Here is a 26,051-nt window from a genome sequence, read left to right as displayed (position 1 = left end):
CTGCGATTACAGAACCGTTGACTACAGGGCCTGCTGCGCGATTTTTCGGCTGACGTATCCCGACGAGATTGATGCGCCGATGTACCAGACCAACCACACCTGTAGTGGCCCCACAACCGTTGCCGTCCACGCGATTTGGCCGATAACCGGGAAAAAGAATGCCACCGGCGTGACTGCTGCGGCGGGCGACGTGAACACCCATCGAAGCCAGATGAACGCCGGGGCGGTAATCAAGAGACTCCAGACCATTGGTCGAACGCTTTCCTTCATCATCTTTAGTTGACTCTGCATCAGTTCCTGTTGTTCTGAACGAAGCTCATTAAGTTCGCCTTCGTCACCCTCGTTTCGGGCAGTCTGCACTCGCTCCTGAAGCGTCTTCATTTTCGCTTGAAGTCGCTCCATTCGCTCATTATCGCGGAGTTTCGTCTGCAAAATCGCGGTGTAGAGTCCGGTCGTCCCCGCGAGGGCGACGATGAACAGCGAGAACGGAAGCCACACCGCGAGCGGCGAGAGAAGCGGCGACACCACGGCGACGATAATCGCTTCAATCGGCTGGACGAAGTAGCCAGCGAACAGCCCGACCGCCAGCAGCCCTGCCAACTTATCGTATTTCGACCACGAACCGTTGTTCGACGATTCCATAATCGTATGTTATTTTTAGCCACTTATCAATATTATCCACGGATGGATTTGTGGTTTGTACTCCAAATCGGGACGATGTAGCTCGATTCGGGTTGTCAAAGTGGATACGACGCCGGTTTCGGAAAACGGCACAACCGCCGAAATCAGCGGACAACACAACCGATGAAATACTGGTTCGATCTCCGTGAATGATGAGTGAAATCGTTCGAACGAGCGGGCCACGAGCGATCGCAGGGAGCGAGGGGGTTTTGATCAACCTCCCTTCCTGGCAAAAGGTCGTGGGGAAGGGCTTAAACCGCGTCAGGTGGTAAGAGCGGTCATGAAGCACGTGACGATACCGCAGGACCGAATCGGCGTTCTCATCGGCGAAGGCGGTGAGACAATGCGAGAGATAGAGAGCCGTGCGGACGTGCGCCTCGACATCGACTCCGACGACGGTTCGGTACGGGTCGAAAAGACTGGCGACCCCGTCCGCGGACTGAAAGCGCCGGAAATCGTCAGAGCCATCGGTCGCGGGTTCGCTCCGGACGAGGCGCTCGCACTGCTCGAAGACGACCTGATGCTGTTCGACCTCGTGGACATCGACGCCGCGGCCCGCAACAAAAACGACCTCCAGCGGCAGAAAGGACGACTCATCGGCGAGAACGGCAGAACTCGACAACTGATGGAAGAATTGACGGGTGCCAACGTGGTCATCTATGGGACGACGCTCGGCATCATCGGCCATCCACAGCAGGTGGAGACGGTTCGAAGCGCCGCCGAGATGATTCTCGATGGTGCACCTCACGGCGCGGTGTATTCGTTCCTCGAACGCAAACGCAACGAGATGAAGCGAAAGGGGATGGAGTATCACCAGTTCAGCGGGTAAGAGTGCCGTCGATTCGATAGTGAACGCCACTTTTCCTTATAAATGAATTCCTGTTACTGCGTAGCATTCCCTTCCGAAAGGCGTTTGTGGCACGTTCGCACGCGTCCAAGAAAAAGTTTATATAGAATCGCAATCAACCCATGTGATGACTATGTCACAGCCAATGGGCAACCAGCCACTTATCGTTCTTTCAGAGGACAGCCAGCGAACCTCCGGTCGCGACGCGCAGTCCATGAACATCACCGCCGGGAAGGCGGTTGCAGAGGCCGTACGTACCACACTCGGACCGAAAGGGATGGACAAAATGCTCGTCGATTCGATGGGCGACGTCGTCGTCACGAACGACGGTGTCACCATTCTGAAAGAGATGGAAATCGAGCACCCGGCGGCCAACATGGTCGTCGAAGTGGCTGAAACGCAGGAGGACGAGGTCGGCGACGGAACGACCAGCGCGGTCGTCGTTGCCGGTGAACTCCTCCAGAAGGCCGAAGACCTCCTCGAACAGGACATCCACGCGACCACGCTCGCGCAGGGATACCGACAGGCCGCCGAGAAGGCCAAGGAAGTCCTCGAAGACGCCGCAATCGAAGTGGACGCGGACGACACCGAATACCTCGAAAAAATCGCCGCCACGGCGATGACCGGCAAAGGCGCGGAGAACGCCAAGGACCATCTCGCACAACTCGTCGTCAACGCCGTCCAGAGCGTCGCCGACGACGACGAAATCGATACGGACAACATCAAAGTCGAGAAAGTTGTCGGCGGCACCATCGACAACTCGGAACTCGTCGAAGGCGTCATCATCGACAAGGAGCGCGTCCACGACAACATGCCGTACTTTGCGGAAGACGCCGACGTCGCCCTCCTCGACGGCGCGCTCGAAATCAAGGAAACGGAAATCGACGCCGAAGTCAACGTCACCGACCCCGACCAACTTCAGCAGTTCCTCGACCAAGAAGAAAAACAGCTCCGCGAAATGGTCGATTCGCTGGTCGATGTCGGCGCTGACGTCGTCTTCGTGGACGGCGGCATCGACGACATGGCACAGCACTTCCTCGCGCAGGAAGGCATCCTGGCTGTCCGACGCGCGAAATCCAGCGACATGGACAAACTCGCCCGCGCAACGGGCGCGACCCTCGTGAATAGCGTCGACGACATTACGGAAGACGACCTCGGATTCGCCGGCAGCGTCGCCCAGAAGGACGTCGGCGGCGACCAGCGCATCTTCGTGGAAGACGTCGAAGAGGCGAAATCCGTCAGCCTCATCCTCCGCGGCGGCACGGAACACGTCGTCGACGAAGTCGAACGCGCAGTCGAGGACAGCCTCGGCGTCGTCCGCGTTACGCTCGAAGACGGCAAAGTGCTCCCCGGCGGTGGTGCTCCGGAGACGAAACTCGCCCTCGCCCTGCGCGACTACGCGGACAGCGTCGGCGGCCGCGAACAGTTGGCCGTCGAAGCGTTCGCCGACACGCTCGAAGTCATTCCACGCACGCTCGCCGAGAACGCCGGACTCGACCCCATCGACTCGCTCGTTGACCTCCGTAGCAAACACGACGGTGGCGCGACGACCTCCGGACTCGACGCCTACACCGGCGACATCGTGGACATGGAAGAAGACGGCGTCGTCGAACCCCTTCGAGTCAAAACGCAGGCGATCGAAAGCGCGACGGAAGCCGCCGTCATGCTCCTGCGCATCGACGACGTTATCGCAGCAGGCGAACTGAAAGGCGGCAGCAGTGACGACGACGAGGACGCGGGCGGCCCACCAGCAGGCGGCATGGGCGGCATGGGTGGCATGGGCGGCATGGGCGGCATGGGCGGCGCGATGTAACTCTCGGCCGCAGCCTAACCACACAACCGCACTCCGAACCGCTTTCCGCAACCGCACCGCTATCGACTATTTCAAATTTTCGTCCGAACGCGGCTACTCAACGCTTTTTGAGGGACTAGTCGCCCCGCGAGTCGTATCGCTCCGCGAGTATCAGATACGGTTCGATAGTCTCCCGACGGCAAACGAGTCTGACGGTGCCGTCTCCGACGGCTACGAATCCGGAATCTTCGAGCTTCGGCAGGTGGCTGTGATGCAGTTGGGCGTAAATCCGTCGCGGTTCGCTGTCCGTCTCCTCGGATGCAATTTTCTGCGCGAGGCTCGTTACGGACTGCTCTCCATTAAGCAGCTCTCGAAGGACGAGTCGCCGCCGCGGACTGGCGAGTGTCGAGAATACAACTGACGGTGCGGTCGTGTCGATGTCGTCTGGAAGGGGCATTTTGGATGGAGGGCGATTCGGTTGGAAATCTGCACTTTCGATTGTTTCTTTGTTGATTTATGTACGTCAGTCTATCTCAACGTTGGCCTTACAAATCATGCTGTTTATATCACTTTCCGAGGATGGCGTTCGAAACGAAGCGGGACTGCGCACGTCGCAGTCGTTCCGAGACGGACTGTTTGCTGATTCCCAACTCGGAACTCAACTCTTTGAGCGTCGCGTCGCGCGGGACGTTGAAGTATCCGACCTCGTATGCGGCGACGAGCGCTTCGAGTTGGGGTTCGGTCAACTGAAACGCCGTCTCGTCGTCGCCCGGGGTGTAGAGTCGTTTGAGCGAGAAATCGATGGTTTTCTCGGTGCAGAACTGCTGAAAATCAACCAACGCGTCGCGGTTGGGAAATCGAATACGCCGCCGCCAGACGCCCGCTTTTCCGTGTCCGGACATCGGGACAGCCCCGACGTTTTGATACGCGGGATACACCTCCTGAAGGTCCTTCCGAGAGAGTTCTAACCGATACAGTTTCCGACCATCGAGGTCTTCGATAATCGCGTGCGAGGCGATCGTCGTATCCGTTTCAAGGGCGGTGTCGAACGCCTCGAAATCGCCGCCGCTCGCCCAGACGATGACGAGCGGCGTGTATCCCTGTGCTACCATCTGTTGGTCGAGTTCGACGGTCATCCCGGGAACCGCTTCGAGCGTCGGTGTCAGCGCGATGGTCGGAGCGTGAAGCGTGAACTCCGCGATAACGCTCATAACTTGGGCGACTCGTCCCGGGGTCTAAGCGTTTACTGTAAATCGAGTAGTTGGCGAGTGATTACTCCTCGATGTCGAGTTTGAACTGCTCGTGTTCGCTCGCGGCGTTCAACACGACGCTCGTGTTGCTCTCTTTGATATCCGGGTCGATGAGCAGTTTTTTGATTTGTTTGTTCATTCCGTCCGTATCCGTGAATTTTCCGATGGCGATAATGTCGTAGTCCCCCGTGACTTCGTACACGCTTATCATCTGGTCGTGGTCTCGCAGTCGGTCGGTCACTTCCGGGAGGGCGTTCCCTTCTACCTTCAACTGGACGACTGCGGTCACGTCGTAACCGAGCGCGTCGTAATCCACGCGCGGGCTGTATCCTTGGATGACACCTCTCTCCTCTAAATCCGCTAGATGATTCGAAATAGTTGTTACCGAAACATCAAGTTTCTCCGCGAGACTTCGAAGACTTGCTCTCCCGTCGCCGAGTAGTTCGTTTACTAACTTCGCATCCAGATTTTCATACGTCATTACACCAACCATCCCACTCCAAGCATTAGAATTTAACGAATATCCAATTCTGGGCAAAAATTGCACAATTGACCAACCGTTACAGTTTTAATGATGGATGTATTTGCGTAGACTGTCGATAAAGATGACAGACGGAAATATTGCCGCGAAAGAAGAGGAAGGGTTGGGGAAAGAAGAACAGGACGTTTTGGAAGCAATCGAGCGCGAAAACGTGGATTTCGTTCGCCTCCAGTTCACCGACATTACAGGGACGGTCAAGAACGTCAGCATCCCGGCCCACCAAGTCGAGAAGGCCTTCGATGAAGGTATTTGGTTCGACGGCTCTTCTATCGAGGGATTCGCTCGCATCCAGGAGAGCGACATGCGCCTCGAACCCGACCCGTCCACGTTCGAGGTTCTCCCGTGGCGTTCGAACGGCGAAACCGCGAGCGCGCGCCTCATCTGCGACGTGGTGAATACCGACGGAACGCCGTTCTCAGGCGGCCCTCGACAGGTTCTCAAACGTGTTCTCGACAGAGCCGACCAGATGGGGTACTCCGTCAGCATCGGCCCCGAACCCGAGTTCTTCCTCTTCGAAAAGGACGAGGATGGAAAAGCAACCACCATCCCGCACGACTCCGGCGGCTACTTCGACCTCGCGCCGAAAGATATGGCGAGCGACGTGCGCCGCGAAGTCATCTTCACGCTGGAACAGATGGGCTTCGAAATCGAAGCCAGCCACCACGAAGTCGCTGATGGTCAGCACGAAATCAACTTTAAATACGACGACGCGCTTTCCGCCGCGGACAACATCGCCACCTTCCGCGCCGTGGTTCGCGCCGTCGCCGAACAGAACGACATCCACGCCACGTTCATGCCGAAACCCATCTCGGCGATTAACGGGTCGGGCATGCACTGTCACATGAGCCTCTTCGACGAGGACGGCAACGCCTTCGCCGACGCTGACGACGAGTTCAACCTCTCCGAGACTGCGTATAATTTCATGGGTGGTATCCTCAACCACGCAGAAGCGTTTACGGCAATCACCAATCCGACTGTCAACTCCTACAAACGTCTCGTCCCCGGCTACGAGGCACCCGTCTACGTCGCGTGGAGCGGTGTAAACCGTTCTGCCCTCATCCGCGTTCCGGACGCCGCGGGCGCGAGTTCACGATTCGAAATCCGCAGTCCCGACCCGTCGTGTAATCCGTACCTCGCACTCGCCGCCGTCATCAGTGCCGGACTGGAAGGTATCGAGAACGGCGCAGACCCCGGCGAACCCGTTCGTGAGGATATCTACGAGTTCGACGACGAGAAGCTTGACGATTACGGCATCACCATGCTCCCCGGCAGCCTTTCGGAAGCAGTCGATGCGCTCCAATCGGACGAGGTCATCACGGAAGCGCTCGGCGACCACGTCGTCGATAAATTCACCACGGTCAAAACCGCCGAGTACAATGACTACAAAACCTACGTCAGCGGCTGGGAGAAAGAGCGCTACTTGGAGAAATTCTAACGCTAGCAACGACAACCGTTTGTTTTACTGCTGATGCGACGAGGTAGCGAGAGCGGCTCTTTGACCCTTTTATCGCCCTACGATTCGCGGATAGGCGACGACGCCCGCTTGAACGATCGCATTAACCGCGAACACTCCGGCGAGCGGAATCGAGAGCTCGAGTCCGACGTAGGAGAGGACGCCGAGTGCGAGTAGTCCGGCGACGCCTGCGATGGGGGTTACCGACCCATCAGGGGGGCCTACCTCTCGCCAGAACAGTAAGGCACCAACCGCGCCGCCGAGTGCGGCAACGGAGTCGAACAAGCCGTATTCTGTCGTTGGCGGTTGCAGCGCCAGCAGTACGGCAGCCAGCGCGATGACAACCGCGAATCCGAACGCCGGAGTCGGCCGCCAACGGAGGCCCTTGACGACGAACGCGATATACGCGAGACCGACGGCCACGCCGACGACAACGTCGATCGCGTAATGCACGCCGAGGACGATTCGCGACAGAATCACCAGCGTCACGATTGCGGCCGCTCCGGCGATTCGTATCCCGCGGTTCCAACGGTCTACCGCCAGCGCGAGGGTGCCCCAAAACACGGTGGAACCGATGGCGTGGCCGCTCGGAAAGCCGTAGCCGGTCGAATCGACGAATCGGAGCGCTTCGCTCGGTCGCGCCAGTGCAAAGAACTCCTTCAGCGCGAGCGTCAACGCGAGCGCGCCCAACGTTACCGCGAGGACGAACGCGAAGCGCTCACGGTCGTCATTGAACCAGTAACAGAGCGCGCCGACGACGAAGAGGAACCACACGTCTCCGAGTTGTGTGACGAACACGAACAGCTCCGGTGCCCACCCCGGCAAAATCCCACGAACTAGTTCGATGACGCCCCATCCACGAGCCATGATTACGAACGCCAGTCGCGGATTCGTCCGCCGACACGTCCCGGCACGCCGACCGCGCTGACGCCGAATCCGACGAGAACCATCAGCGTGTACAGTCCGAGGGTCGAGAGCCAGATAACGAGCATGGCGGCGATGGCCCAGCCGCTCTCGAGCCATCGGAACGCGCCGAGAGTCATCACTGTCCCGTACAGGAGAACGAGGTAGGGACCCCACCCGCGGGCGTGTCCGCGCCGCATTCGTCTGCGGACGTATCGCTTTAGCTCCGACTCCAGTTCGGGTTTCTGAACCGTTCGCTCGTCGACGTCTTGCTCGAATTCCTCGAACTCCGATTGGAGACGCTCTACGTCGCCGTGCAGCTTGAGGATGTCCGGGGCGGACTGCTCTGTATCGTCGGTCATGTACTCTCCTGAGTCTACCTGCTGTTTGCTGTTGGTTGCTCCCGCGTCTTTAGTTTTCCTGAAAGTCCCTCCGGCGAGAACCGCGTTCACCACTGCGCCGAGCAGGAGGACGATTGCACCCAGGTAGAGCCACGAAACCAACAAAAGCGCGCCGCCGAGGACGCCGTAGGCGGCGAACTGCGCCGCGGATTCGGCGTACGCTTGAAACAGTGCTTGCAGGACGACCCAACCGACCGTCGCCAGTATCGTCCCTGGAAGGGCTTGTCGTACCGTCACGTCCGCATCCGGAAAGAAGTAATAGAGCGGGAGTAACACCGGGACAAGAGCCAAGAGGACGACGATAGAGGAGACCGTTTTTGCGAACGGAACCCACGAAAACGCGGAGAAGACGATGCGTCCGAGTCCCAATCCGAGGAGCGCCAGCGCGATGACGACCACGACGATGGACGCATCGACCAGCGTCTCGACGAACGACTCCTCGTGGTTCGAATCGTACACTCGCGAAAACGCCTTGTCGAGGCCGCGGAACACCCGAAGTGTACTCCAGACAAGGACGAGGATGCCGACAATCGTCGCACTACCGCGTCCCGACCGGGTCGTAAACGCCTCGTAAATGACCGCCTCCGCGGCGGGCGAGAGAAATCGCTGGGCGGTCGTGACGACTTCGGTGGCGATGCTTTCGCCGCCGACGATGGAGACGAGGGCCAGACCGAGGAGGAGGGCCGGGAGTATCGAGACGAATGCGTAGAACGCGATACCCGCCGCGAGGAACGTAATTTCCTGTTCACGCACCTCGTCGGCGATTTCGCGCGTGGTCACTCGAACGTTCACACCTACTACTTCCACGAAAACGCACAAATAATTTCGCTACGTTTCGGTCGCGATTCGAATTTCCTCGACGCTCGCGGGCGTCTTGAACGTCGTTCCGCCGTAGTGAGCGCGGGACGCTTCGTGGCCCGCGTCACGAAGCCGTTCCAAAAACTCGTCCATGCCGGAAGCGGAGCGCGTCCACTCCTTGCAGAGTCGATGCTGGTCGTAGTGGGTCGGCTCGTGGAGTTCGCCGGAGAGCGAGTCGAGGAGTTTGTTCGCGCGTTTCGCGCGTCCCATGTCCTCCGTGACGTTGTCGCGCACCTCGGCGACGAACTCCGCGTCGTGAGTCGCTCCGAGCCAAACCGGGCCAGCGGTGAGAACGCAGTTACCTCCACAGGCCGGGCAGGTTTCGGGCGGATTCGCAATCAAGCCGTGCTCGTACTCGCGATGGAGACAGTCCTCGCAGTGATAGATGTGGCCGAGTTCGTCCACGGCATCGTTCGCGTCTGTCGCGCGGTGGTCGAGTTCGAGATAGGTTCGAACGTAGTGGCTCGTCGCGTGGGTCAAAATCGGCGTGACGCCCGTATCGTACCGCGCGGCGGTTCGGGCGAGCGCGGAGAGGAGGATTCGAACGCCGACCTCGGCGTGGTAGTCCGTGTTCCGCGGAACCGCGCTGTACTTTCTGACGCCGCTGTGGAAGTGCGCGCCACAGAGCGGTGCCGTGTCCGTCGCCGTCACGCAGACGAGGTCGCGGGTGTTGGCGAAGGCGGCGTCCGCGAAGGGAATCGGGGTTCCAAATGGATCGATGTCTACGATGTCGAACACCGACTCGTGCATGAGCGCGTTGGCGTTTCGGTGGACGACGTCGCCCGGCAGGTCGTTTCGCTCGAAATTTTCTCGGCAGAGATCGACGGCGTCGGGGTCGATGTCGGCGCAGGTCACGTTCCACCCGTTTTCGGCGGCGCGAACCCCTCGGATGCCCGAGGCCGCCATCGCGTCGAGATAGCTCTCGGCTCGCGGTTCTCGGTCGCGGTAGGTTCGCAGGACGGCGACGGTCAGGTCGCGGTTTAACTCCTGTACCGGGTTGAAGAACACGTCGTCGGTGATGCTGTCGCCGTCCTGTTCCGGGACGACCACCTCGACTCCTCCTTCGCGGACGTTCATGGTTCCAGTTCTGCGTTCCGGGGCGAAAAGCCCAGCGAGTTCGTCTGCGACGAGGATTTTGATGGAGTAGTGTCGTTTGCAAATCACGACTACGAATCGCCCTCACTCGTCACTCGCTCCTTGCAGTCGCTCGTTTCTCGTTCGCCCGCGTCCATCAAGGACAGCAGAGGCCGAGTGCAGCGCACTCGGCCCTCAAATGACTGGTTCGCGATCCACAGCGTGTCGAGAGACGAATTACCGAGGAAAACGGGTGGTCGGATTTGGGTTGGCCGGGCGTGCGCGCACGCCCGGCCTCCTGCGACCGGGTGGCAACGGTCGAGCGAGAAAGGAACGAGTGGCTCTGCCACGAGTGACTGCGAGAGCGAGGGCGTGACCTACAGTCGTGACGTCTGCGCTCGTCACCCCACCAAAATCACTGTTCAAAATCCTCCCCCAAATCCGACCATCTACCCGCTATCGGAATGGGTTTATTTCGCCCGTCCGAACCCGCCACCCGTGCGTCCGGTGTCCCATTCGTTTCGTCGTCCGAATTTGGCCACGGAGGGGTGTCCGTGAACCCCGTCCAACAGTGGCAAGCCGACCTCGACGACGTGAAATCGCTGACGCCGGAAATCGTCAACCGAATCCTCAAAGTTCACGACGACCGGGGAATGCAGGCAATCGAGGCGGTTTCGGAGATGCGGGTGAAAGAGTACCGCGATTTCGTGGTCGTCGTCGGATTCGAGGACGAGTACATCGTGGAGGGTGGCTGTACCTGCCGGGACAGCGAATACAACTTAAAATCCGACGACCCGACGGAACTGTGTTGGCACGTCCTCGCGGCGGAAATCGCCCGGCGAATCGACGCGATGGACCATCACGACATGTGGTATTCCGACGTCCGCGAGTTTCTGTAACAGGCGGCTTTTCGACCCGAAATAGTTTGATTAGCTTTTCGCGCAAATATCCACGAAGTTCTTCAGGATTCGAAGCCCCGTCTCGCCGCTCTTTTCGGGGTGGAACTGCGTTCCGAAGATAGTTCCGGATTCGCTGGCGACGATGCTGGGGAATCGCGTGCCGTAGTCGGTTTCCGCTACAATCGCGCTCTCATCCTCTGGTACGGCGTAGTAGGAGTGGACGAAGTAGGCGTACTCTCCGTCGATACCCTCTGCAATCGGGTGGTCGCGCTCCACCGACAGTTCGTTCCAGCCCATGTGCGGAACTTTCTGCCCCTCGCCGAATCGGACGTTCGTTCCGGGAACGAAGTCCAGTCCGGTAACCTCCCCCTCTCCGGCGCGTTCCGCTTCCTCGCTCGTCGTCAACAACATCTGCATGCCCAGGCAGATGCCGAACACCGGCGTTCCGTTTTCCGCGGCCTCGACCAGCGCGTCGCGATACGGTCCGGCGTTTTCGACTCCCTCGCGGAACGCTCCGACGCCCGGCAGGACGATTCCGTCTGTGTCCTCGAAAGTCGCCGGGTCGTCGGATATTTCGACCTCCGCTCCCGCGCGCTCGAGGCCGCTGACGGCGCTCCGGAGGTTGCCGAGTCCGTAATCCACGACGACGACGGAGGCGGTTCGTTCCCGCATGCGTTCTCCCTGTTCCATACCGGATACTAGTGACTCGGTGTACAAACGGCTTTGTGTTCTCCCCAATCCTGCGTGTTTGATTAGTGTCGTCTCCGTCGAGTGACAAGCCAGCGGACACGGTCGTACCTCCGCGGTGATAACGGCTCGTTCCGGTGGCGGTAGCCGAAACGTTCGTCTGCTTCGACGTTCCATTTTATACACATCTTCAACTATATATAACTCGACTCGTTAACTATTCGTATGAATCCCTCGCCCTCCTCGCTCTCCAGACGCGGATTTCTCGCCGCGTCCGGAACGGTCGGTATGGCAACGGCGGTCGGGCGCGCGCAGACGACCACCGGCACGTCGGACGAAAACCAGCGGGAACCGGACTGGACGTTTTCGGAGTCGGATACCGACACCTACCATCCGTTCGAAACGGCGGACGGAGTGGCATACGTCATCGGCGTTTCTGAGCCGGACGGGGACAATCCCTCCAGAATCAGTATCCATGCAATCGACCAAGCGGATGGAACGAAGTTGTGGACGGAAACGTTTCGGTCGATCGCCAATTTAATCGTTAAGGATGGCACCGTTTTCGTGGTCGCCGCAATCCACGATGGCGAGACGCAACCAAACTATGAACTTTGCGCATTCGACCCCAAAAGTGGCGAGGAACGGTGGCGAAAATCAGTCGAACGGTATCCCCGACAACTGTTGTCCGGAAGTGGAAACATCTACGTCGGCGGAGATTCTGGTGTCAACGCGTCCGACATCGATTCCGGGTCGGAGGTCTGGCAATCCAATACCGAAATCGGGGATGTCTATCTGCTTTCTCGCGTCGGTAATACGGTTTATGTTACTACGAGAAACGGAGTGTACGCACTTTCGGACGACGACGGGAAAGAACGATGGCATCGAACTGGAACCGATGTCGAGGAGGTAGATACCAGCGGTGCGAGGGAGAGCCCGCTCCGATTGCAGTCTGCCACCGAAAAGGGTATCCTCTGTCAAATCGGTTCCACGGCGGTCTTTCTCGACCGCGAAGACGGCTCTACGGAGTGGTCTGCCTCGCTCGACAACTCGAACTATTCGGAACCGGTGCTTCACGAAGACACGGTGTACCTCTGGGGGGACTCCCTGCTCGCGGTTTCCGTCACCAACGGGTCGATACGCTGGGAGTACGACGAAACGAATAGACGGGAACGAAGACGCTCCGTCGTCGTGGCCGACGGAGCGGTGTTCTCGATAGTCAACCGGACAATCATCGCAGTGAATTTCGACGGTTCCGAGCGGTGGACGTTTGAATTACCCGACAAAGACAAATACCGAGTGTCGTGGGGGGACATCGTCGATGGCATCCTCTACGTCTCCTACGGGGGGAAACTACGCGCGCTTTCAATCGAGGACGGTGCCGTCGAATGGTCGTTCCAACCGGACGAGGAGATGACGACGATAGCCGTCTCGGAAGAAACCGTCCTCCTCGGAACGAGAGGTGAACTGCACGGTTTCGACCTGCCCCAGTCGATTCCCGCGATGCTCGTCGAGGAGACGGCGGACTTTCTCTCCTCTGGGTCTGGTATCGCCCTGTCGAGCGTCCTCCTCGGAACTGGCGTTTTTGCGGCGTATCGTCGGATGAACGCCGAACCGGAATCCGAGGCGGAACCGGAACTCGAACCCGAACTGGAGTACGGCCGCCTCGAACGCCTCGCCGGCGACGAGTTCACGGAAACGTTCCGGGTCAGAAAACGAAGCGACGACGGCCCGCGCGTCGTCGCCGAAAAACGCCTGACAGACCCGACCTTCGCCGGGGAGTTCCAATCGGCAGTCGAACGGTGGGCCGACTTGAGCGACCGAAAGGGCATCGTACCCGTCCTCGATTTCGGCGACGACTGGGCCGAACTCCCCTACTACGAGGGCGGGTCGCTCGCCGACGGCGAGCGACCTCCAGAAGAGCGAATCAAGGCACTTTCGGACGCGAACATGACCGTCCACAGGGCGCATTGTGACGGGTTGGTTCACGGCGGATTGACGCCTGAAACGATTCTGCTCGATGGCGACGGTCGGGGCGGCGTAAGCGATTGGGAACTCGCCGCAGTCCTCGGGGAACATCGCGATTCCTCGCCCTACGCCGCACCGGAACAGGTCGCGGGCGAGGCGGCGGACGAACGAACCGACGTGTACCGACTCGGCGCGATTGCCCGGTTCGCCGTCACCGCCGACGCCCCGAGCGAAAAATCCTGGACCACGACCGATTCTCGCTCGTTGTACGGACACCCCGCGTACTCGCCGGAACTGGACGACGTGCTCTCGACGGCGATGGCATCCGACCCGGACGACCGCTACCAATCGGTCGTGAAGTTCGACGACATGCTCCGCTGGGCAGTGTTCCGCGCTTGAGTCGGACGAGAAAGAACGAAATACCTCCACGCCGTCATACGGTCAGGGGGGAATCAGTGTGGTCACTGCGCTATTGGTAGTCGGACTGTTGGTCGCAATCTTCGTCGGTTACAATATCGGCGGGTCATCGACGGGCGTCGCGTTCGGCCCCGCGGTCGGAAGTCGAATCATCGGAAAGGTCGGTGCCGGAGCGCTGTTTACCGCCTTCGCGCTCTGGGGTGGCTGGACGGTCGGTAGAAACGTCATCGAAACCATGAGCGACGGCATCGTTCCGGCGGGACAGTTTACGCTCGAAACGAGCGTCGTCGTGCTGTTTTTCGCGGGGTTCGCGCTCCTTATATCGAATCTGTACGGAGTACCGGCATCGACATCCATGACCGCAGTCGGAGCAATCGTCGGTCTCGGACTGGCGACGGACACGTTAAACGAGTCGCTCATGTTTACCATCGTCTCCGCGTGGATTGTCGCCCCGTTGGCGGCGTTTTGGGTCGGATTTCTCATCGGTCGCTACGTCTATCCGCATCTGGACACCCGGTTTTCCTTCTCCAGAATCGAGGGGGGACTGTTTCGACTCGACCGCGAGCATTCGATTCCGCGACCGACCCTCAGCGCGAGCGTGGGAAAACGCGACGCAGCTGGGGCGATTTCGGTGCTCGTCATCGCCTGCTACATGGGGTTCAGCGCGGGCGCATCGAACGCGGCCAACGCAGTCGCCCCGCTCGTCGGCGACGGGTCGATTACCGTCGAACAGGGGATTTTGCTCGCAATCGGTTCCATCGGCCTCGGCGGATTGACCATCGCCCGACGAACGCTCGACACGGTTGGCGAAGGTATCACCGACCTGCCGATTCTGGCGGCGCTCATCGTCTCGATAATCGGCGCGACTATCATCACGATTCTCTCCCGATTTGGTATTCCGGCCAGTCTCGCGGTCAGCACGACCTCGTGCATCATCGGACTCGGGTGGGGCCGCGCCAGTCGCGCCGTAGCACTCTCAGATGTGGCGGAATCGGCCATACAACCGGAACCTGCGCCCGACGTTGACCTTTCGGCTGGCGCGCTCATCGCCGAAACGAGCGAAGCCGAGGTGCCGCCCGGTCCAACGATTGGTGACGTCGCCGAGGGAGAAGTCCCGTCGCCACCGACGTCGCGCGACGGCGGCGAGACGCCCGAAGTCCCGTCGATAGGTGAAGAGAGCATCGAGGAACTGTCGGCGGAGAGTCTGTTCGACCCCGCGGCGACGAGTCGAATCGTCGTCCTCTGGGTTCTCTCGCCCACTATTTCGGCCATCGGGTCGTACGTCCTGTTCGAGTTCGTTTTGGGAACCGGATGAACTGCGGGTCGAATCGTCACAAATCCCGACTCATTATTCACCGCAATTCGTGTTGCAACCAGAGAGAATCGCTTTACTCCGTTACAGTCGTGTTTTTGTGCATGGGCGAGCACGTTCTCGTTCCGATAGATGGCTCACCGGCATCGAAGGTGGCGCTGGACTACGCGCTGACGATACCCGAGGTCGAAATCACGGTTCTCACGGTGGTCAACCCGTTCGACATCGACCCGCTGTCGCCAGGGTACAAATCGCCGCTCGGAAAGGCCGGGATGCCCGCGTATTCGCAGGAGTGGTATCAAAAGGAGTGGGACAACGCGAAGGAACTGCACGAGGAACTGCGCGACAAGGTGGGCGACGTGCCGTTCGAGAGCGTCGTCAAACTGGGGCAACCCGCGCGACAGATAATTAGATACGCCACCGAACACGACGTAGACCACATCATGGTGGGAACGCACGGAAAAGAAGACCGCTCGAACGTCATCCTCGGTTCCGTCGCGGAGAAAGTGACACGCCGCGCGCCGATGACCGTGACCGTCGTTCGATGAGCGCGTTATGGCGGGTTTGCGGCTACATCACAGTGACCACTGTTGACGAGCAAATCGAGCAGACGCTTCGCGTCTGCGAGTGGCACGAGTGAGTCATGGGCGTTGCTCGTTGCCGACAGTTGCGGTCGCGACAGTTCACTCGACGGGTAGTCGAACAGCAATTCGGGAACTCCGTGAAAACCCGCAGTCGCTACTCGGGATACTTCGGTTCGCGCTTTTCGGCTCGCTCCAGCGCCGTTTCGATGACATCTCGCACGTCGCCGTGGAACTCGCCGCCGTGCCCGGCGTACATGTGTTCGACGGAATCGGGCATTCGGCCGAGGAGTTCCCGGAGGCTCTGGATGAGCTCTTCGCGTGATTGGCCGGGCATGTCGGTGCGCCCGAAACTACCGTAGTTGAAGGCTCCGTCGTCGTGAACGACGACGTCGCTGCTGAAGATGGTCGAATCGCTAACGAAGGCAAGATGGTCGTCCGCGTGACCGGGCGTGTGGATGGCTTCGAACTCCTCGTCGCCGATCGTGACGATGTCTCCGTCTTCGATGGCGCGGTTTCTCCGAGGATGGTCGTCGTATGCGAGGACTTCGGCGTCGAGGGAATCCAACACGGAATCGAGCTGTTCGACGTGGTCGCCGTGTTGGTGGGTGAGGACGACGGCGTCGAGGGAATCCGCGTGTTCACGAATCACGTCTTCGACGCCGTCCATCGCGCCAGCATCGATGAGGACGGAACTGTCGCCGAGGACGAGATACGCATTGCAGGTGAATGCTTCGGCGTCGGCGGTGACGTTTATGACTTGCATATCGAGGTGTTTTCCGCCATCTGCCAAAATTCTGATGGGCGGCGAGCCACTTTAGTGAGAGAAGTCCCTAATGATGAATGCATGGGCTTTGGGAGCTACGACGAATCCGAACAAGAAAATCGAGAGTACAGCGCCGATTTGGACGACGACAGCGGCGTCAACACGTCCGAACACGACCACGAGGGGAGCGTCAGTTTCGAAATCGGCGCGTCGAACGACGAACTGCTGAATCGACTCTCGGACATCAAAGACGGCGACGAGTAGCGTGAAACCCGGCGTCAGGTCGCTTGGCGTCGCGGAGTCGTACCACGCAACCGCGAGCGGCGAGGACGAAACGACCAGCACGCTCGCTGGCGTGGTAACGCGCGCGAGCAGAGTCGCCGATGGCTTCGTTTTTGGAACCTGTACGGTCGGCGGAACGGACGTGAGCGACGCGATTATCGACCTCGGTAAGCGTCTCGACCGTGAGGATGTGCGCTACGTTTTCATCTCCGGGATCGCGCTTTCGTGGTACAACATCGTGGATATGCACCGCATCAGCGACGCGCTCGACCGCCCGGTTGTTTCGGTTACCTTCGAGGAAAGCGACGGACTCGGAGCTGCCCTCGAAAGCGAATTTTCCGGCGAGGAGCTCGAACGGCGTCGAGAAATCTACCGTCGACAACCGGCCCGGCACGAACTCGCGGTCAACGACCAGACCGTCTTCGTCCGGAACGTCGGAATTGCCGAGGACGAGGCCCGCGACGTGGTTCGGGCGTTCACGCCGGAAGGCGGTCGCCCGGAACCGCTCCGAGTGGCACGACTGGCGGCCCGCGCGGGAGACGAGTGGCGAACCGCGAACCAAACCCGGGACGGATAGTGGAAGGCCGCAGGCAGCAAGTCACGGAGAATTAATACGTTCCGCTCGTTTGCCCGCACATGGGTACGATGGAGGGACTGGAAGTCACCGAATGCGAGCGATGTCCGTCGCTCGTGGATTGTCGGCAGCAAATCGTCAACGGAACCGGGTCGGAGGACGCAGACCTCCTGTTCGTCGGAGAGGGGCCGGGGGCGAACGAGGACGAACAGGGCGAACCGTTCGTCGGCAGGAGCGGGTCGGTGCTGGACGACAAACTACGCGACGAGGGGCTTTCGCGCGCGGACGTTCGAATCACCAACTGCGTTCGCTGTCGCCCGCCCGAAAACCGCGACCCGACGAAAACGGAACTGAGCAACTGTCGAGAGTATCTAAACCGTGAAATCGAACTGGTGAATCCGGACGTTATCGTCACGCTCGGAAAGGTTCCGAGCGAACACCTCCTCGACCGAAACGTGGCCGTGACGAGCGAAGCAGGAACCACTGTAAACACCGAACTCGGCGGAAAAATACGCGACGTGCTGATTTGCGTCCACCCCGCAGCGACGCTGTACGACCGCAGCCAGGAATCGACGTTCGAGAGCGCAATCGGAAAAGCCGCCAACATGGCGGAGTCGAGTGGCGGACAGTCGAGTCTCGGCGAATTTTGAACCTCGGTTCCGCCACCGCTGGGTTTTGCTATCATTGCTCATGAACGCTTTTCCTGTCAGTCTTCGTCACTTCACTCATGCCCGGCCCCGTCTTTCTGCCCGGCGACCGAATCGACCTCAGAACGATCGAAGAGGAGGATTTGGAATTCCTCCAAGCGACCGTCAACGACCGCGCGGTTCGCCAGTATCTCGGCAGTCGGTCACCGATAAACGGTCACCAAGAGCAAGAGTGGTTCGAGGAGCGCGCATCCGACGACGAACACACCCATCTCCTCATCTGTCGGGACGGAGAACCGATGGGAACAGTCGGCCTCCACCCCGTCGATTCGACCGGCGTCAACGGCGAAATCGGCATCTTCCTCGCCGAGAAGTTCTGGGGCGAGGGGTACGGCACCGAAGCCAGTCGGCTCATCATCGACTACGCCTTCCGTGAACGCCGTCACCACCGCGTGATGGCCCGCGTCTTCTCGGGGAACGTCGGGTCGGCGCGCATCTGGGAGAAATTGGGATTTCGCCACGAGGGTACGCACGTCGAAGCGGAGTTCTTGGACGGTGACTACGTCGATGTCGAGTTCTACGCGATTCTCGAAGACGAGTGGTTCGACCGGGACGCAGAGGCGTAGCTCCGCGGTCGATGCGCGCTAAAAAAAGCAATCGGCTTATGCGCTCCGCGACTCTTTGCTCTTCGGTCGGAGTTTGTTGTAGCCGCATTTTCGGCACTGCTGGGCTCGCTGCGGGTTGCGGGCGTTACAGCGCATGCAGATCATCTTTTCGAGCGTTCGTTTTTCCGCGGCGTCGAAACTGGCCATACGGAGCGTTTTCTCCTGCGCGCGTTTAAACGTTTTTGAGTTGCCGTGAAAGCGGCTGGTGGCGGCCCTCGTCACTCGCCGGAACTGTTCGACTCGCCCGCGTCCAGATACTCCTGTTGCACCGCAACCACCTCGCTCGAGTCGTCACAGTCCGCGTACCGACGAAGCGGTTCTTCGTTCAAGTCGAGAAAGGTCTTTCCCCAGTTGAATTTCGAGAGGATTTCTTCGGCGTGTGCTCGCTCTCCGAGGATGCACAGTCCCGCCGCGAACGCCTCCACGGTGTTCAACTGAAACGGCCTGCCGTAGTTGACCGGATTCGCCGCGACGAGAAACGGGAGTGCCCGGTGGACGCCGGGCATCTCGAACAGCGCTTTTCCGGCGCTCTCCCACGAACAGTCGAGTGCGACGAGTTTTTGGCTTTCGTCCTTGTCCGCGGGCGAAAGCGCTTGCTCCGCGTGCGGATTGAGTACGACTCCGTAGGGCGTCGCCCGCGTCGAACGGTGCAGTTCCGCGAGGTCGAACCGCGCGAGTTTCCGGGCCGTGCATTTTTTCGGGTCGTCGTCACCCTCGTACCGGACGTGGAGCTTCACTGGCGAACGGTTGGCGCGGGTCGCTGAAAAGCAGCGCGATAGAAACGGCGGGAGAGCGTGAAGATGCGCGTCCCGGTGAATTGCCGGGACGGTATGGAAACAGAACCGCTTGGAGTACTGATCGGCCGGGTTTTCCCGGCGGACGGGGGTTTCGACGGTACTCGTATAGCCGTTTATATGACAGCTATTGCCCGCAATCGAACGCTCAATACTACTCTATATCTCTCCTTTGTATCTTCGATTCGCCGTCCGGTGCCGGGACGCTAAAGAGGCCCGTCTGCGTTCTCCCGCGTATGAACACCGAGGTGGTCGTTCGTGGATACTACGACGCTATCGACGCGCACGACTACGAAACGTTCGAGGGACTGCTCGCGCCGGACGTGGTTCACGAGCGCCCGGATAGGACTATCGAGGGCCGGGAAACGCTCGTGACGTTCATGCGCGACGACCGCCCGAACAAACGGACGACGCACGAAATTTCAGACGTTTCGGAGAACGGAGCGACGACCGTCGCCGAGGGTCGCCTGCTCGATTCCGACGGCGAGCAACTGTTCAAGTTCGAAGACGAATTTTCGGTTTCAGACGGTCGAATTGCGAAAATTCGAACTCGAACTCGGTAATCGTCGGCTCTTTCGCGGAAAGACGGCGGCGACCGGACTGCAAAATCCCAGTTCACGGCAATTGTTTACATATCAACCCGCTAATTTTCGCCATTTGCTACCTTGGTCCATACAAGATGGCGTCTTCACGAACACAGACACGCGGCGCGCGGAACAGAGTCATGGGCACGATAGCCGTGCTGGCCGTCGCGTTGTTGGTCGCCGCGGCAACCGGGATGTATCGTGCGTTTTCCTATATCGCGGCACTGTTCATCGTCGCAAACTTCGGCGTCGCTTCCATCGAGCGAAACGAGGGGGAACTCGATTTCGCCCCGTACTCACCCCTCCTACTCGGATTAGGGGCGGTGTTCACAATCGGGTTCACGATTATCTGGTTGCAGTGGAATCCAAGCGTCACCGAGTACACCTATGTCCTCGGCCTTCCGATTCCGACGCTGGCGTATTTCGGGTTTCTCTGGTTGTTGCCGATTCTCGGCGCATTTTACTACGCCTTTGCCTTCCCGAAAATCGGGAGCGACGACGTGGTCGATGACATCATGACCGACGTGCGGCAGGTGCAACGACGAAAACGGTTTCCGCTTTCCGCGACCCGAACCGAAGCAGACGGCGGTTTGGGAGCTTCCGACGGTACAGGAACGTCCGGCAGTACCGGACGTTCCGAAAATGCCGACGGCGCAAGCAGTTCCGGGGAGTCCGAACCAACCGGCGACGAATCGTCGCAGGCGGCCGGAGGTGACCAGCGATGACTTCGATACCACTGGTTCCACTGCAGGAAATTCCGGTTACGGACAGCCCCTACGTTCTGCTTTTCGGCGGGGTGTATCTGCTGATGGTGCTCGGCATCGGCGTTTGGGGCTACCTCCAAACGGAGAGCACCGAGGACTTCCTCATCACCGGAAAGAGCATCGGGACGTGGGTGCTCGCGCTGACGGCGTTTTCGGTCATCCAATCCGGATTCGGATTCGTCGGCGGGCCCGAACTCGTCTACGAATTTGGGACGACCGCACTGTGGATTTTCTTCACGGCCCCGCTCGGATTCGTCGTGACGTGGGTTCTGCTGGCGAAGCGAATGCGACTGCTGGCCGACATCCGCGACGTAATGACGCTCGCGGACGGGATGTACGTCCGATACGAGAGCGCGTGGGTTCGCGGACTGACCGCGGTCGCGGTCATCGTCGGCGTGATGGCGTATCTGGCGACGAACCTCGCCGCCCTTCAGTACGTCATGCGGGCGATTTTCGGCCTGCCGGTGCTGTGGGGACTGGTTATCGGCGCGCTCATTTTGCTCCTGTACAGCGTCCTCGGCGGCATGATTGCGGGCGTCTGGACCGACTTCGTGCAGGCAATCACGATGATTGTCGGGTCGGTGTTCGTCTTTTCCTACGCGCTCTCGTTTGGCGGCGGAATGCAGTCGATTTCGCAAAACCTCGCAAGCGCCGACCCGGCGTTCATCTCGCCGTTCGGTGCAATGGGCGCGGCAGGCGCAACCATCTTCGCGGGACTCGGCTGGTGGATTCTCTTCTCGGTCGGGGCGGCGGGACAGCCACACCTCATCACGAAGTTCTACATGAGCCGCAACCTCAAAATCCTCCGCTGGGGTGCGCCAATCGCCGCGGTGACCTACGCGATTTCCAGCCTACTGGCGTTCTCGACCGGTCTGTCGATGCGCGCGATGGTCGAAGCGGGGCAGACTGCTGCGCCGAGAAGCGCGTCCGTCGTCGGGCCGATTTTCGTCCTCGAGTACACGCCCGGCGTCGTCGCCGGACTCATTCTCGCGGCACTGCTCGCGGCTATCATGAGCACCAGTGACTCGTTCCTGAACATCGGCGCGGCGGCGGTTTCCCGCGACATTCCGCGGGCGCTCGGTCGACCCATCGACGACGACAAAACCGAGCTTCGAGTGACGCAGGCAGCGCTCGCCGGTCTGACGATTGCCTCGACGCTCATCGTCTACTTCTCGGAGGCACTGGTCGGCATTCTCGGCACCATCGGCTGGGGATTCTTCGCGGCGGCGTTCTTCGCCATCGCGGCCCTCGGGTTGAACTGGAAGGGCGCGACGAAGGAGGGTGCAATTGCCGCGCTCGTGGGCGGGTTGGCGGTTAACCTGTTCTACAGTGCGGTGCCGTCGATTGTGGATACCATCGGACTGTCGGGCGTCGGCACCGCCATTATGAACCTGTACCCGTTCCCCGAGACGTTCCCGGTCGGAACGGTTGCGCTCTTGGTCACGATTGCCCTGTTCATCGGCGTCTCGATAGCGACGCAGGAACGGACGACCATTCCGGAAGACATCGGTATACTGCTCGAACGATAGCGTGAACAAAGAAAAATGACCACACTCGAAACACAACTGGAGGGAAAACCGGAAATGAACACCGAACCCAACGAACGCCTGCTCGCCCATCTTTCGGGTTGGTTCCGCCAGCGCCCCACGTCGATGGAGTACTGGGAACTGCTCGTCACCGACGAGCGACTGGTTTGGTGTTTCGTCGGCGAATCCTTCAAATCCATGCTCTTGCGAGCGGACACGGGTGAACGCGGCCGCCGCGAGATAGAAGGCGCCACACCACAACGCGCGTTGACGTTCAGCGAGCGGAACTTCGCCGTTCCGCTCGCCTCAGTCGAGTCGATTCGGCTTCGAGAAGGCTCCCTGTTTCGCCGTGCGACACTGACCGTAAACTGGCGTGAAAACGGCGGTACCGAATCCGATTCGTTCGAACTCCACGCGACGAAATCCGCGGACTCACAGGTGGACGATGTGGAAACACTGCAAAACGAATCCGCGCTTTCCCACGTCGATGTCGAGGCCGAGACACAGAGCGGACTGTTCTGATTTCGGTTTTCGAATCCTGTTTTCGACTACTTCTGGGTCAGTACGTTCTTCTCTTCCACATCGGGAAACGAAGAGACGATTCGTTCGAGCACCTTTTCCTCGGCGCGTCGAAGATTCTTCGAGGCCGCCGTCTTCGACACGTCGAACTCTTCTGCTAGCGTGCCGAGGGTCGCGTTTCGTGGCGTCTGAAAGTACCCCCCGTCAACCGCCTTTTTCAGCGTTTGGCGCTCTCGCTCGGACAACTCTCGACAGCCATCGAGGACGTTTTTCGCCGCGCCGAGGTGCTGGATTACGTCGAGGTAGTCCTCGAACGACGTTGCGTTGCGGCTTTCGACGCGGAAATCGTTGCCGTCCTCCAAATCGGCGAGGGCGTTGTCGGTGTTGTCCGCGGTGTCGAAGCCGACGCTCCAGAGTTCGCTCCCGTCGCTGATTTGAAACGGCCCTGTGATGTAGCCGTCGTGTTCTCGGATGGTTCGCATCGCGTTCGTCTGGCCGATGAACGATTTGATGACCGCCGTGTTACCTCGGCGCGAAAGGAGTTCGAACCCCAACATTCCGTCGTGGTTTTTGAGCGCGCTCAGGCCGTTCGTTAGCGCGCCCCTGTCGTCTCCGGTAACGAGGATTCTGGTTTCCAACTTCTGTTTGGCCGTGTTGAAATCCCAGTGCATCGTGTGAAACGAGACCTCAACCTCGTCCGTCACGTCGATGTATGGACAGTCGTACTGAACCATGTCCATTGTTACCGAAATCATATCCCATGTCATCGTTCATGACGGAAATAGATGGCGAAAATTGCTATCCGAGTTGAATTTACATATCAACCCGCTATTTTTCCCCCACTGGCCGTCTCAGATAGGCCACGAATGACTGGTTCACAGCGCGAGGCTGACGACCGGATTTCTCCGCCGGAGACGACGATTGACGATATTCTCACCGTCGATGACGACCATTTCACCGCGGACAACGTCTGTATCGTGACGGGTGCGGGGTCGGGAATCGGGCGTTCGACCGCCATCGCACTGGCGACGAACGGCCTCACCGTCGTCGGAACCGACATCGACGAATCTGGATTGGACGAAACCGAGGATAAAATCGCGGCACTCGACCTCGGCGGCGAGTTTGAGGGCGTCACCGCCGACCTCACCGAGGACGACGACCTCGACAGAATCGTTGACTCCGCCGCCAACCACGGAACGGTTCGGTACCTCGCCAACATCGCCGGGATGCAACACATCGACTCCATCGAGGAGTTCCCGATGGAAACGTACGATGCGATACACGACATCATGCTCAGAGCGCCGCTCTACCTCTCGAAGCTCTGTCTGTCCCACATTCGCGCGACGGACGACGGCGTGGGCTGTGTCGGTAACATGTGCTCGGTTCACGGGCATTACGTCACCGCGGACAAGGTCGCCTACAACGTCTCGAAGTTCGGCCTGCGCGGACTCACGCAGTCGATTGCCGCAGAAGGAAACGGCTCGCTTCGGTCGTTTTCGGTCAGCACGGGCTACGTGAAGACGCCGCTCGTCACGAACCAGATTCCGGATACGGCCGACCAGCGTGGAATTTCGGTCGATGAGGTGGTCGAAGACGTGATGCTCGGCCAAGCGCGGAGCACGGAGATGATGGAACCCGTCGATGTCGCCAACCTGTTCGTGTTCGGCTTCTCGAAACACGCGAAACACCTGAACGGCGGCGACTTGCTGTTCGACGGCGGGATGACGCTGACCTACGAGTAACCGAGAAAAACGGTTTGACCAGGCTCGATTTACGACCGTTTGTTCGGTGTCTCTGAAAAGTGAGACGACTTTTTTACTCTCGCTCGCCCGACCCGAGGGCGCTCTCGCCGACGGGTTCGTGGCCCTCGATGACTTCCTGTCCGCCCATGTACGGGCGGAGGACTTCCGGCACGGTGACGGTGCCGTCGTCGTTCTGGTAGTATTCGAGGATGGCGACCATGACGCGCCCGATGGCGGTTCCCGAGGCGTTCAGGGTGTGGAGATACTCCGTCGATTCGTGGCGCTCTGGTCGGTAGCGCAGTCCCGCCCGCCGGGCTTGGAAGTCCTCGAAGTTCGAGGCCGACGAGACTTCGAGCCAGCGGCCGCCCTCTTCCGGGCCGTCGTTCATGTCGTCGCCGGGTGCCCAAACCTCGATGTCGTAGGTTTTGGCCGACGAGAAGGTGAGGTCGCCCGTACAGAGGTTGAGGATGCGGTACGGCAGGCCGAGTTTCTGGAGTACTTCTTCGGCCTCCGCGAGCAGTCCTTCCAGTCGGTCGTAGCTCTCTTCCGGTTCTACGAAGTTCACCAGTTCGACCTTGTTGAACTGGTGAACGCGCACGATTCCGCGCGTCGCCACGCCGTGTTCACCGGCCTCTCGCCGGAAGTTCGGCGTGTAGGCTTGGTGTTTCAGCGGCAGATCTTCGCGCAGGAGAATATCCCCGGCGTACATGTTCGTCACCGGAACCTCGGCGGTCGGGCAGAGCCAGAGGTCGTCGCCCTCGATTTTGTAGGCGTCGTCGGCGAACTTCGGCAGTTGCCCCGTCCCGGTCATCGCCTCGCTATCGACCGGAACCGGTGGGAACACGTCCACGTACTCCTGTTCGCGGTGAACATCCAGCATGAACTGGATGAGCGCGTGTTCCAGTCGCGCGCCGTCGCCTTTGAGGAAGTAGAAGCCGCTGCCCGAGACCTTCGCCCCTCTCGCCTCGTCGATGATTTCCAACTCCTCGCCGAGGTCGTAGTGCGGAACGACTTCTGCGGGCAGGTCACGCAGGTCGTCGAAGCCCTCCCTGCGAATCTCCTCGTTGTCCGCCTCGTCCTCGCCGACCGGCACGCTCTCGTGCGGCACGTTCGGAATTTCTAAGCTTCGTTCTTCGAGTTCCGAATCGAGTTCCTCGGCGCGTTCTTCGACCTCCTCCAGTTCGGCTTTGAGGGCGCCCGAGCGTTCGATTGCTTCTTGGGCTTCCTCCTCTTTTCCTTCCTGTTTCAGGTCGCCGATGCTCCGGCTGACCTCGTTTCGTTCGTGGCGCAGGTCGTCGCCCTGCGCTTTTAGTTCTCGCCACTCCTCGTCCATGTCGAGAAACTCGTCCACGTCCACGTCGGCACTTCGGTTTTCGAGGGCCGCCCGGACTTCGTCGGGATGTTCCCTGATATACTTCCTGTCGAGCATTCCTGTGTCGGATTTCAATCCGCCTGCAAAAAACCGTATCGCTCTCACGACTACGGGGTGGAGGATGGTAGGATGGAAATCGTTTTCAGCGAATCGGC

At 59.8% G+C, this 26,051-nt stretch carries 29 protein-coding genes; 16 read left to right on the top strand and 13 right to left on the bottom strand.

Translation table 11 applies throughout. The features are described from left to right. Positions 1-21: 21 nt before the first annotated feature. Complete coding sequence (locus tag LIX15_RS05070) at positions 22-642, bottom strand: DUF106 domain-containing protein (protein ID WP_227776416.1); 621 nt, start codon at positions 640-642, stop codon at positions 22-24. A 319-nt stretch (positions 643-961) separates the two neighbouring features. Here LIX15_RS05070 and LIX15_RS05065 point away from each other — a divergent pair, with 319 nt between their 5' ends. Next, positions 962-1,510 (top strand): KH domain-containing protein, encoded by a 549-nt coding sequence (locus LIX15_RS05065; protein WP_227776415.1) that lies wholly within the window; start codon positions 962-964, stop codon positions 1,508-1,510. A 163-nt stretch (positions 1,511-1,673) separates the two neighbouring features. Then, entirely contained in the window at positions 1,674-3,341 is a 1,668-nt protein-coding gene (gene thsA / locus LIX15_RS05060) for a thermosome subunit alpha (RefSeq protein WP_227776969.1), read from the top strand. A gap of 115 nt (positions 3,342-3,456) precedes the next feature. On the opposite strand, the gene LIX15_RS05055 is transcribed toward thsA, so the two are convergent. From LIX15_RS05055 to lrp, 3 genes are all read right to left on the bottom strand, one after another. Further along, positions 3,457-3,777, bottom strand: coding sequence for a DUF7344 domain-containing protein (locus LIX15_RS05055; RefSeq protein WP_227776414.1), 321 nt, complete (start codon positions 3,775-3,777; stop codon positions 3,457-3,459). A 109-nt stretch (positions 3,778-3,886) separates the two neighbouring features. Continuing rightward, a complete protein-coding gene (locus tag LIX15_RS05050; RefSeq protein WP_227776413.1) occupies positions 3,887-4,531 on the bottom strand; it encodes a helix-turn-helix domain-containing protein in 645 nt (214 codons plus the stop codon). 61 nt (positions 4,532-4,592) lie between these two features. Further along, a complete protein-coding gene (lrp, locus tag LIX15_RS05045; protein WP_227776412.1) occupies positions 4,593-5,051 on the bottom strand; it encodes an HTH-type transcriptional regulator Lrp in 459 nt (152 codons plus the stop codon). A gap of 124 nt (positions 5,052-5,175) precedes the next feature. Between lrp and glnA the strand changes: the two genes are divergently transcribed. Then, the gene (glnA, locus tag LIX15_RS05040; protein WP_227776411.1) at positions 5,176-6,546 is read left to right on the top strand and encodes a type I glutamate--ammonia ligase; all 1,371 of its coding nucleotides are present in this window, start codon (positions 5,176-5,178) and stop codon (positions 6,544-6,546) included. A 69-nt stretch (positions 6,547-6,615) separates the two neighbouring features. On the opposite strand, the gene LIX15_RS05035 is transcribed toward glnA, so the two are convergent. The 3 genes from LIX15_RS05035 to LIX15_RS05025 are packed head-to-tail and all read right to left on the bottom strand — an operon-like array spanning position 6,616 to position 9,803. Next, positions 6,616-7,431, bottom strand: a complete 816-nt coding sequence (locus tag LIX15_RS05035; RefSeq protein WP_227776410.1) for a phosphatase PAP2 family protein — start codon at positions 7,429-7,431, stop codon at positions 6,616-6,618. Between the two features lie 2 nt (positions 7,432-7,433). Further along, entirely contained in the window at positions 7,434-8,660 is a 1,227-nt protein-coding gene (locus LIX15_RS05030; protein ID WP_227776409.1) for a YihY/virulence factor BrkB family protein, read from the bottom strand. Between the two features lie 36 nt (positions 8,661-8,696). Beyond that, positions 8,697-9,803 (bottom strand): tRNA (guanine(26)-N(2))-dimethyltransferase, encoded by a 1,107-nt coding sequence (locus LIX15_RS05025; RefSeq protein WP_227776968.1) that lies wholly within the window; start codon positions 9,801-9,803, stop codon positions 8,697-8,699. A gap of 545 nt (positions 9,804-10,348) precedes the next feature. Between LIX15_RS05025 and LIX15_RS05020 the strand changes: the two genes are divergently transcribed. Then, positions 10,349-10,699, top strand: coding sequence for a hypothetical protein (locus LIX15_RS05020; RefSeq protein ID WP_390184378.1), 351 nt, complete (start codon positions 10,349-10,351; stop codon positions 10,697-10,699). Between the two features lie 30 nt (positions 10,700-10,729). Here the strand turns inward: LIX15_RS05020 and hisH are convergent, their stop codons facing one another. Continuing rightward, on the bottom strand, positions 10,730-11,389 hold the full coding sequence (gene hisH / locus LIX15_RS05015) for an imidazole glycerol phosphate synthase subunit HisH (protein WP_227776407.1): 660 nt from the start codon (positions 11,387-11,389) through the stop codon (positions 10,730-10,732). Positions 11,390-11,611: 222 nt separating this feature from the next. On the opposite strand from hisH, the gene LIX15_RS05010 reads away from it, so the two are divergent. The 3 genes from LIX15_RS05010 to LIX15_RS05000 all read left to right on the top strand — a co-directional run bounded on the left by LIX15_RS05010 (position 11,612) and on the right by LIX15_RS05000 (position 15,628). Next, positions 11,612-13,750 carry an outer membrane protein assembly factor BamB family protein gene (locus LIX15_RS05010; protein ID WP_227776406.1) on the top strand — a complete coding sequence of 713 codons (2,139 nt, stop codon included), beginning with the start codon at positions 11,612-11,614 and terminating at the stop codon, positions 13,748-13,750. 58 nt (positions 13,751-13,808) lie between these two features. Continuing rightward, positions 13,809-15,083, top strand: coding sequence for an inorganic phosphate transporter (locus LIX15_RS05005; protein WP_227776405.1), 1,275 nt, complete (start codon positions 13,809-13,811; stop codon positions 15,081-15,083). Between the two features lie 101 nt (positions 15,084-15,184). Then, the gene (locus tag LIX15_RS05000; RefSeq protein WP_227776404.1) at positions 15,185-15,628 is read left to right on the top strand and encodes a universal stress protein; all 444 of its coding nucleotides are present in this window, start codon (positions 15,185-15,187) and stop codon (positions 15,626-15,628) included. 190 nt (positions 15,629-15,818) lie between these two features. Here the strand turns inward: LIX15_RS05000 and LIX15_RS04995 are convergent, their stop codons facing one another. Then, the gene (locus LIX15_RS04995) at positions 15,819-16,427 is read right to left on the bottom strand and encodes an MBL fold metallo-hydrolase (RefSeq protein ID WP_227776403.1); all 609 of its coding nucleotides are present in this window, start codon (positions 16,425-16,427) and stop codon (positions 15,819-15,821) included. A gap of 81 nt (positions 16,428-16,508) precedes the next feature. Here LIX15_RS04995 and LIX15_RS04990 point away from each other — a divergent pair, with 81 nt between their 5' ends. The 4 genes from LIX15_RS04990 to LIX15_RS04975 all read left to right on the top strand — a co-directional run bounded on the left by LIX15_RS04990 (position 16,509) and on the right by LIX15_RS04975 (position 18,556). Then, a complete protein-coding gene (locus tag LIX15_RS04990; RefSeq protein WP_049969499.1) occupies positions 16,509-16,691 on the top strand; it encodes a DUF5786 family protein in 183 nt (60 codons plus the stop codon). Position 16,692: 1 nt separating this feature from the next. After that, on the top strand, positions 16,693-17,286 hold the full coding sequence (locus tag LIX15_RS04985) for an endonuclease dU (RefSeq protein ID WP_227776402.1): 594 nt from the start codon (positions 16,693-16,695) through the stop codon (positions 17,284-17,286). Between the two features lie 59 nt (positions 17,287-17,345). Continuing rightward, a complete protein-coding gene (locus tag LIX15_RS04980) occupies positions 17,346-17,933 on the top strand; it encodes a uracil-DNA glycosylase (protein ID WP_227776401.1) in 588 nt (195 codons plus the stop codon). Between the two features lie 77 nt (positions 17,934-18,010). Next, entirely contained in the window at positions 18,011-18,556 is a 546-nt protein-coding gene (locus LIX15_RS04975) for a GNAT family N-acetyltransferase (protein ID WP_227776400.1), read from the top strand. Positions 18,557-18,592: 36 nt separating this feature from the next. On the opposite strand, the gene LIX15_RS04970 is transcribed toward LIX15_RS04975, so the two are convergent. Together LIX15_RS04970 and LIX15_RS04965 are read right to left on the bottom strand one after the other, a co-directional pair. Beyond that, entirely contained in the window at positions 18,593-18,742 is a 150-nt protein-coding gene (locus LIX15_RS04970) for a 50S ribosomal protein L40e (RefSeq protein WP_227776399.1), read from the bottom strand. Positions 18,743-18,813: 71 nt separating this feature from the next. Continuing rightward, complete coding sequence (locus LIX15_RS04965; RefSeq protein WP_227776398.1) at positions 18,814-19,332, bottom strand: DUF367 family protein; 519 nt, start codon at positions 19,330-19,332, stop codon at positions 18,814-18,816. A 293-nt stretch (positions 19,333-19,625) separates the two neighbouring features. On the opposite strand from LIX15_RS04965, the gene LIX15_RS04960 reads away from it, so the two are divergent. From LIX15_RS04960 to LIX15_RS04945, 4 genes are all read left to right on the top strand, one after another. After that, positions 19,626-19,952, top strand: a complete 327-nt coding sequence (locus LIX15_RS04960) for a nuclear transport factor 2 family protein (protein ID WP_227776397.1) — start codon at positions 19,626-19,628, stop codon at positions 19,950-19,952. Between the two features lie 161 nt (positions 19,953-20,113). Next, positions 20,114-20,698, top strand: a complete 585-nt coding sequence (locus tag LIX15_RS04955; protein WP_227776396.1) for a hypothetical protein — start codon at positions 20,114-20,116, stop codon at positions 20,696-20,698. Then, complete coding sequence (locus tag LIX15_RS04950) at positions 20,695-22,266, top strand: sodium/proline symporter (protein WP_227776395.1); 1,572 nt, start codon at positions 20,695-20,697, stop codon at positions 22,264-22,266. The genes LIX15_RS04955 and LIX15_RS04950 overlap by 4 nt, the downstream gene beginning before the upstream one ends. A gap of 15 nt (positions 22,267-22,281) precedes the next feature. Next, positions 22,282-22,785 carry a hypothetical protein gene (locus tag LIX15_RS04945; protein WP_227776394.1) on the top strand — a complete coding sequence of 168 codons (504 nt, stop codon included), beginning with the start codon at positions 22,282-22,284 and terminating at the stop codon, positions 22,783-22,785. Positions 22,786-22,811: 26 nt separating this feature from the next. Here LIX15_RS04945 and LIX15_RS04940 read toward each other — a convergent pair whose 3' ends face one another. After that, entirely contained in the window at positions 22,812-23,537 is a 726-nt protein-coding gene (locus LIX15_RS04940) for a helix-turn-helix domain-containing protein (protein WP_227776393.1), read from the bottom strand. 111 nt (positions 23,538-23,648) lie between these two features. On the opposite strand from LIX15_RS04940, the gene LIX15_RS04935 reads away from it, so the two are divergent. Further along, positions 23,649-24,524, top strand: a complete 876-nt coding sequence (locus LIX15_RS04935; protein WP_227776392.1) for an SDR family NAD(P)-dependent oxidoreductase — start codon at positions 23,649-23,651, stop codon at positions 24,522-24,524. 73 nt (positions 24,525-24,597) lie between these two features. On the opposite strand, the gene serS is transcribed toward LIX15_RS04935, so the two are convergent. Further along, positions 24,598-25,953, bottom strand: coding sequence for a serine--tRNA ligase (gene serS, locus LIX15_RS04930; protein ID WP_227776391.1), 1,356 nt, complete (start codon positions 25,951-25,953; stop codon positions 24,598-24,600). Between the last annotated feature and the right edge of the window lie 98 nt (positions 25,954-26,051).

The organism is Haladaptatus pallidirubidus (assembly GCF_020700235.1).
GTDB classification, from domain to species: domain Archaea; phylum Halobacteriota; class Halobacteria; order Halobacteriales; family Haladaptataceae; genus Haladaptatus; species Haladaptatus pallidirubidus.
The sequence above is the reverse complement of the archived record's forward strand: the minus strand, read 5'-3'. Positions and strand labels throughout refer to the sequence as shown.

Coding starts and splice junctions, on each gene's coding strand:
- LIX15_RS05070 (WP_227776416.1), bottom strand. CDS start 642: ATGGAATCGTCGAACAACGGTTCGTGGTCGAAATACGATAAGTTGGCA.
- LIX15_RS05065 (WP_227776415.1), top strand. CDS start 962: ATGAAGCACGTGACGATACCGCAGGACCGAATCGGCGTTCTCATCGGC.
- thsA (WP_227776969.1), top strand. CDS start 1,674: ATGGGCAACCAGCCACTTATCGTTCTTTCAGAGGACAGCCAGCGAACC.
- LIX15_RS05055 (WP_227776414.1), bottom strand. CDS start 3,777: ATGCCCCTTCCAGACGACATCGACACGACCGCACCGTCAGTTGTATTC.
- LIX15_RS05050 (WP_227776413.1), bottom strand. CDS start 4,531: ATGAGCGTTATCGCGGAGTTCACGCTTCACGCTCCGACCATCGCGCTG.
- lrp (WP_227776412.1), bottom strand. CDS start 5,051: ATGACGTATGAAAATCTGGATGCGAAGTTAGTAAACGAACTACTCGGC.
- glnA (WP_227776411.1), top strand. CDS start 5,176: ATGACAGACGGAAATATTGCCGCGAAAGAAGAGGAAGGGTTGGGGAAA.
- LIX15_RS05035 (WP_227776410.1), bottom strand. CDS start 7,431: ATGGCTCGTGGATGGGGCGTCATCGAACTAGTTCGTGGGATTTTGCCG.
- LIX15_RS05025 (WP_227776968.1), bottom strand. CDS start 9,803: ATGAACGTCCGCGAAGGAGGAGTCGAGGTGGTCGTCCCGGAACAGGAC.
- hisH (WP_227776407.1), bottom strand. CDS start 11,389: ATGGAACAGGGAGAACGCATGCGGGAACGAACCGCCTCCGTCGTCGTC.
- LIX15_RS05010 (WP_227776406.1), top strand. CDS start 11,612: ATGAATCCCTCGCCCTCCTCGCTCTCCAGACGCGGATTTCTCGCCGCG.
- LIX15_RS05000 (WP_227776404.1), top strand. CDS start 15,185: ATGGGCGAGCACGTTCTCGTTCCGATAGATGGCTCACCGGCATCGAAG.
- LIX15_RS04995 (WP_227776403.1), bottom strand. CDS start 16,427: ATGCAAGTCATAAACGTCACCGCCGACGCCGAAGCATTCACCTGCAAT.
- LIX15_RS04990 (WP_049969499.1), top strand. CDS start 16,509: ATGGGCTTTGGGAGCTACGACGAATCCGAACAAGAAAATCGAGAGTAC.
- LIX15_RS04980 (WP_227776401.1), top strand. CDS start 17,346: ATGGGTACGATGGAGGGACTGGAAGTCACCGAATGCGAGCGATGTCCG.
- LIX15_RS04975 (WP_227776400.1), top strand. CDS start 18,011: ATGCCCGGCCCCGTCTTTCTGCCCGGCGACCGAATCGACCTCAGAACG.
- LIX15_RS04970 (WP_227776399.1), bottom strand. CDS start 18,742: ATGGCCAGTTTCGACGCCGCGGAAAAACGAACGCTCGAAAAGATGATC.
- LIX15_RS04960 (WP_227776397.1), top strand. CDS start 19,626: ATGAACACCGAGGTGGTCGTTCGTGGATACTACGACGCTATCGACGCG.
- LIX15_RS04955 (WP_227776396.1), top strand. CDS start 20,114: ATGGGCACGATAGCCGTGCTGGCCGTCGCGTTGTTGGTCGCCGCGGCA.
- LIX15_RS04950 (WP_227776395.1), top strand. CDS start 20,695: ATGACTTCGATACCACTGGTTCCACTGCAGGAAATTCCGGTTACGGAC.
- LIX15_RS04945 (WP_227776394.1), top strand. CDS start 22,282: ATGACCACACTCGAAACACAACTGGAGGGAAAACCGGAAATGAACACC.
- LIX15_RS04940 (WP_227776393.1), bottom strand. CDS start 23,537: ATGATTTCGGTAACAATGGACATGGTTCAGTACGACTGTCCATACATC.
- LIX15_RS04935 (WP_227776392.1), top strand. CDS start 23,649: ATGACTGGTTCACAGCGCGAGGCTGACGACCGGATTTCTCCGCCGGAG.
- serS (WP_227776391.1), bottom strand. CDS start 25,953: ATGCTCGACAGGAAGTATATCAGGGAACATCCCGACGAAGTCCGGGCG.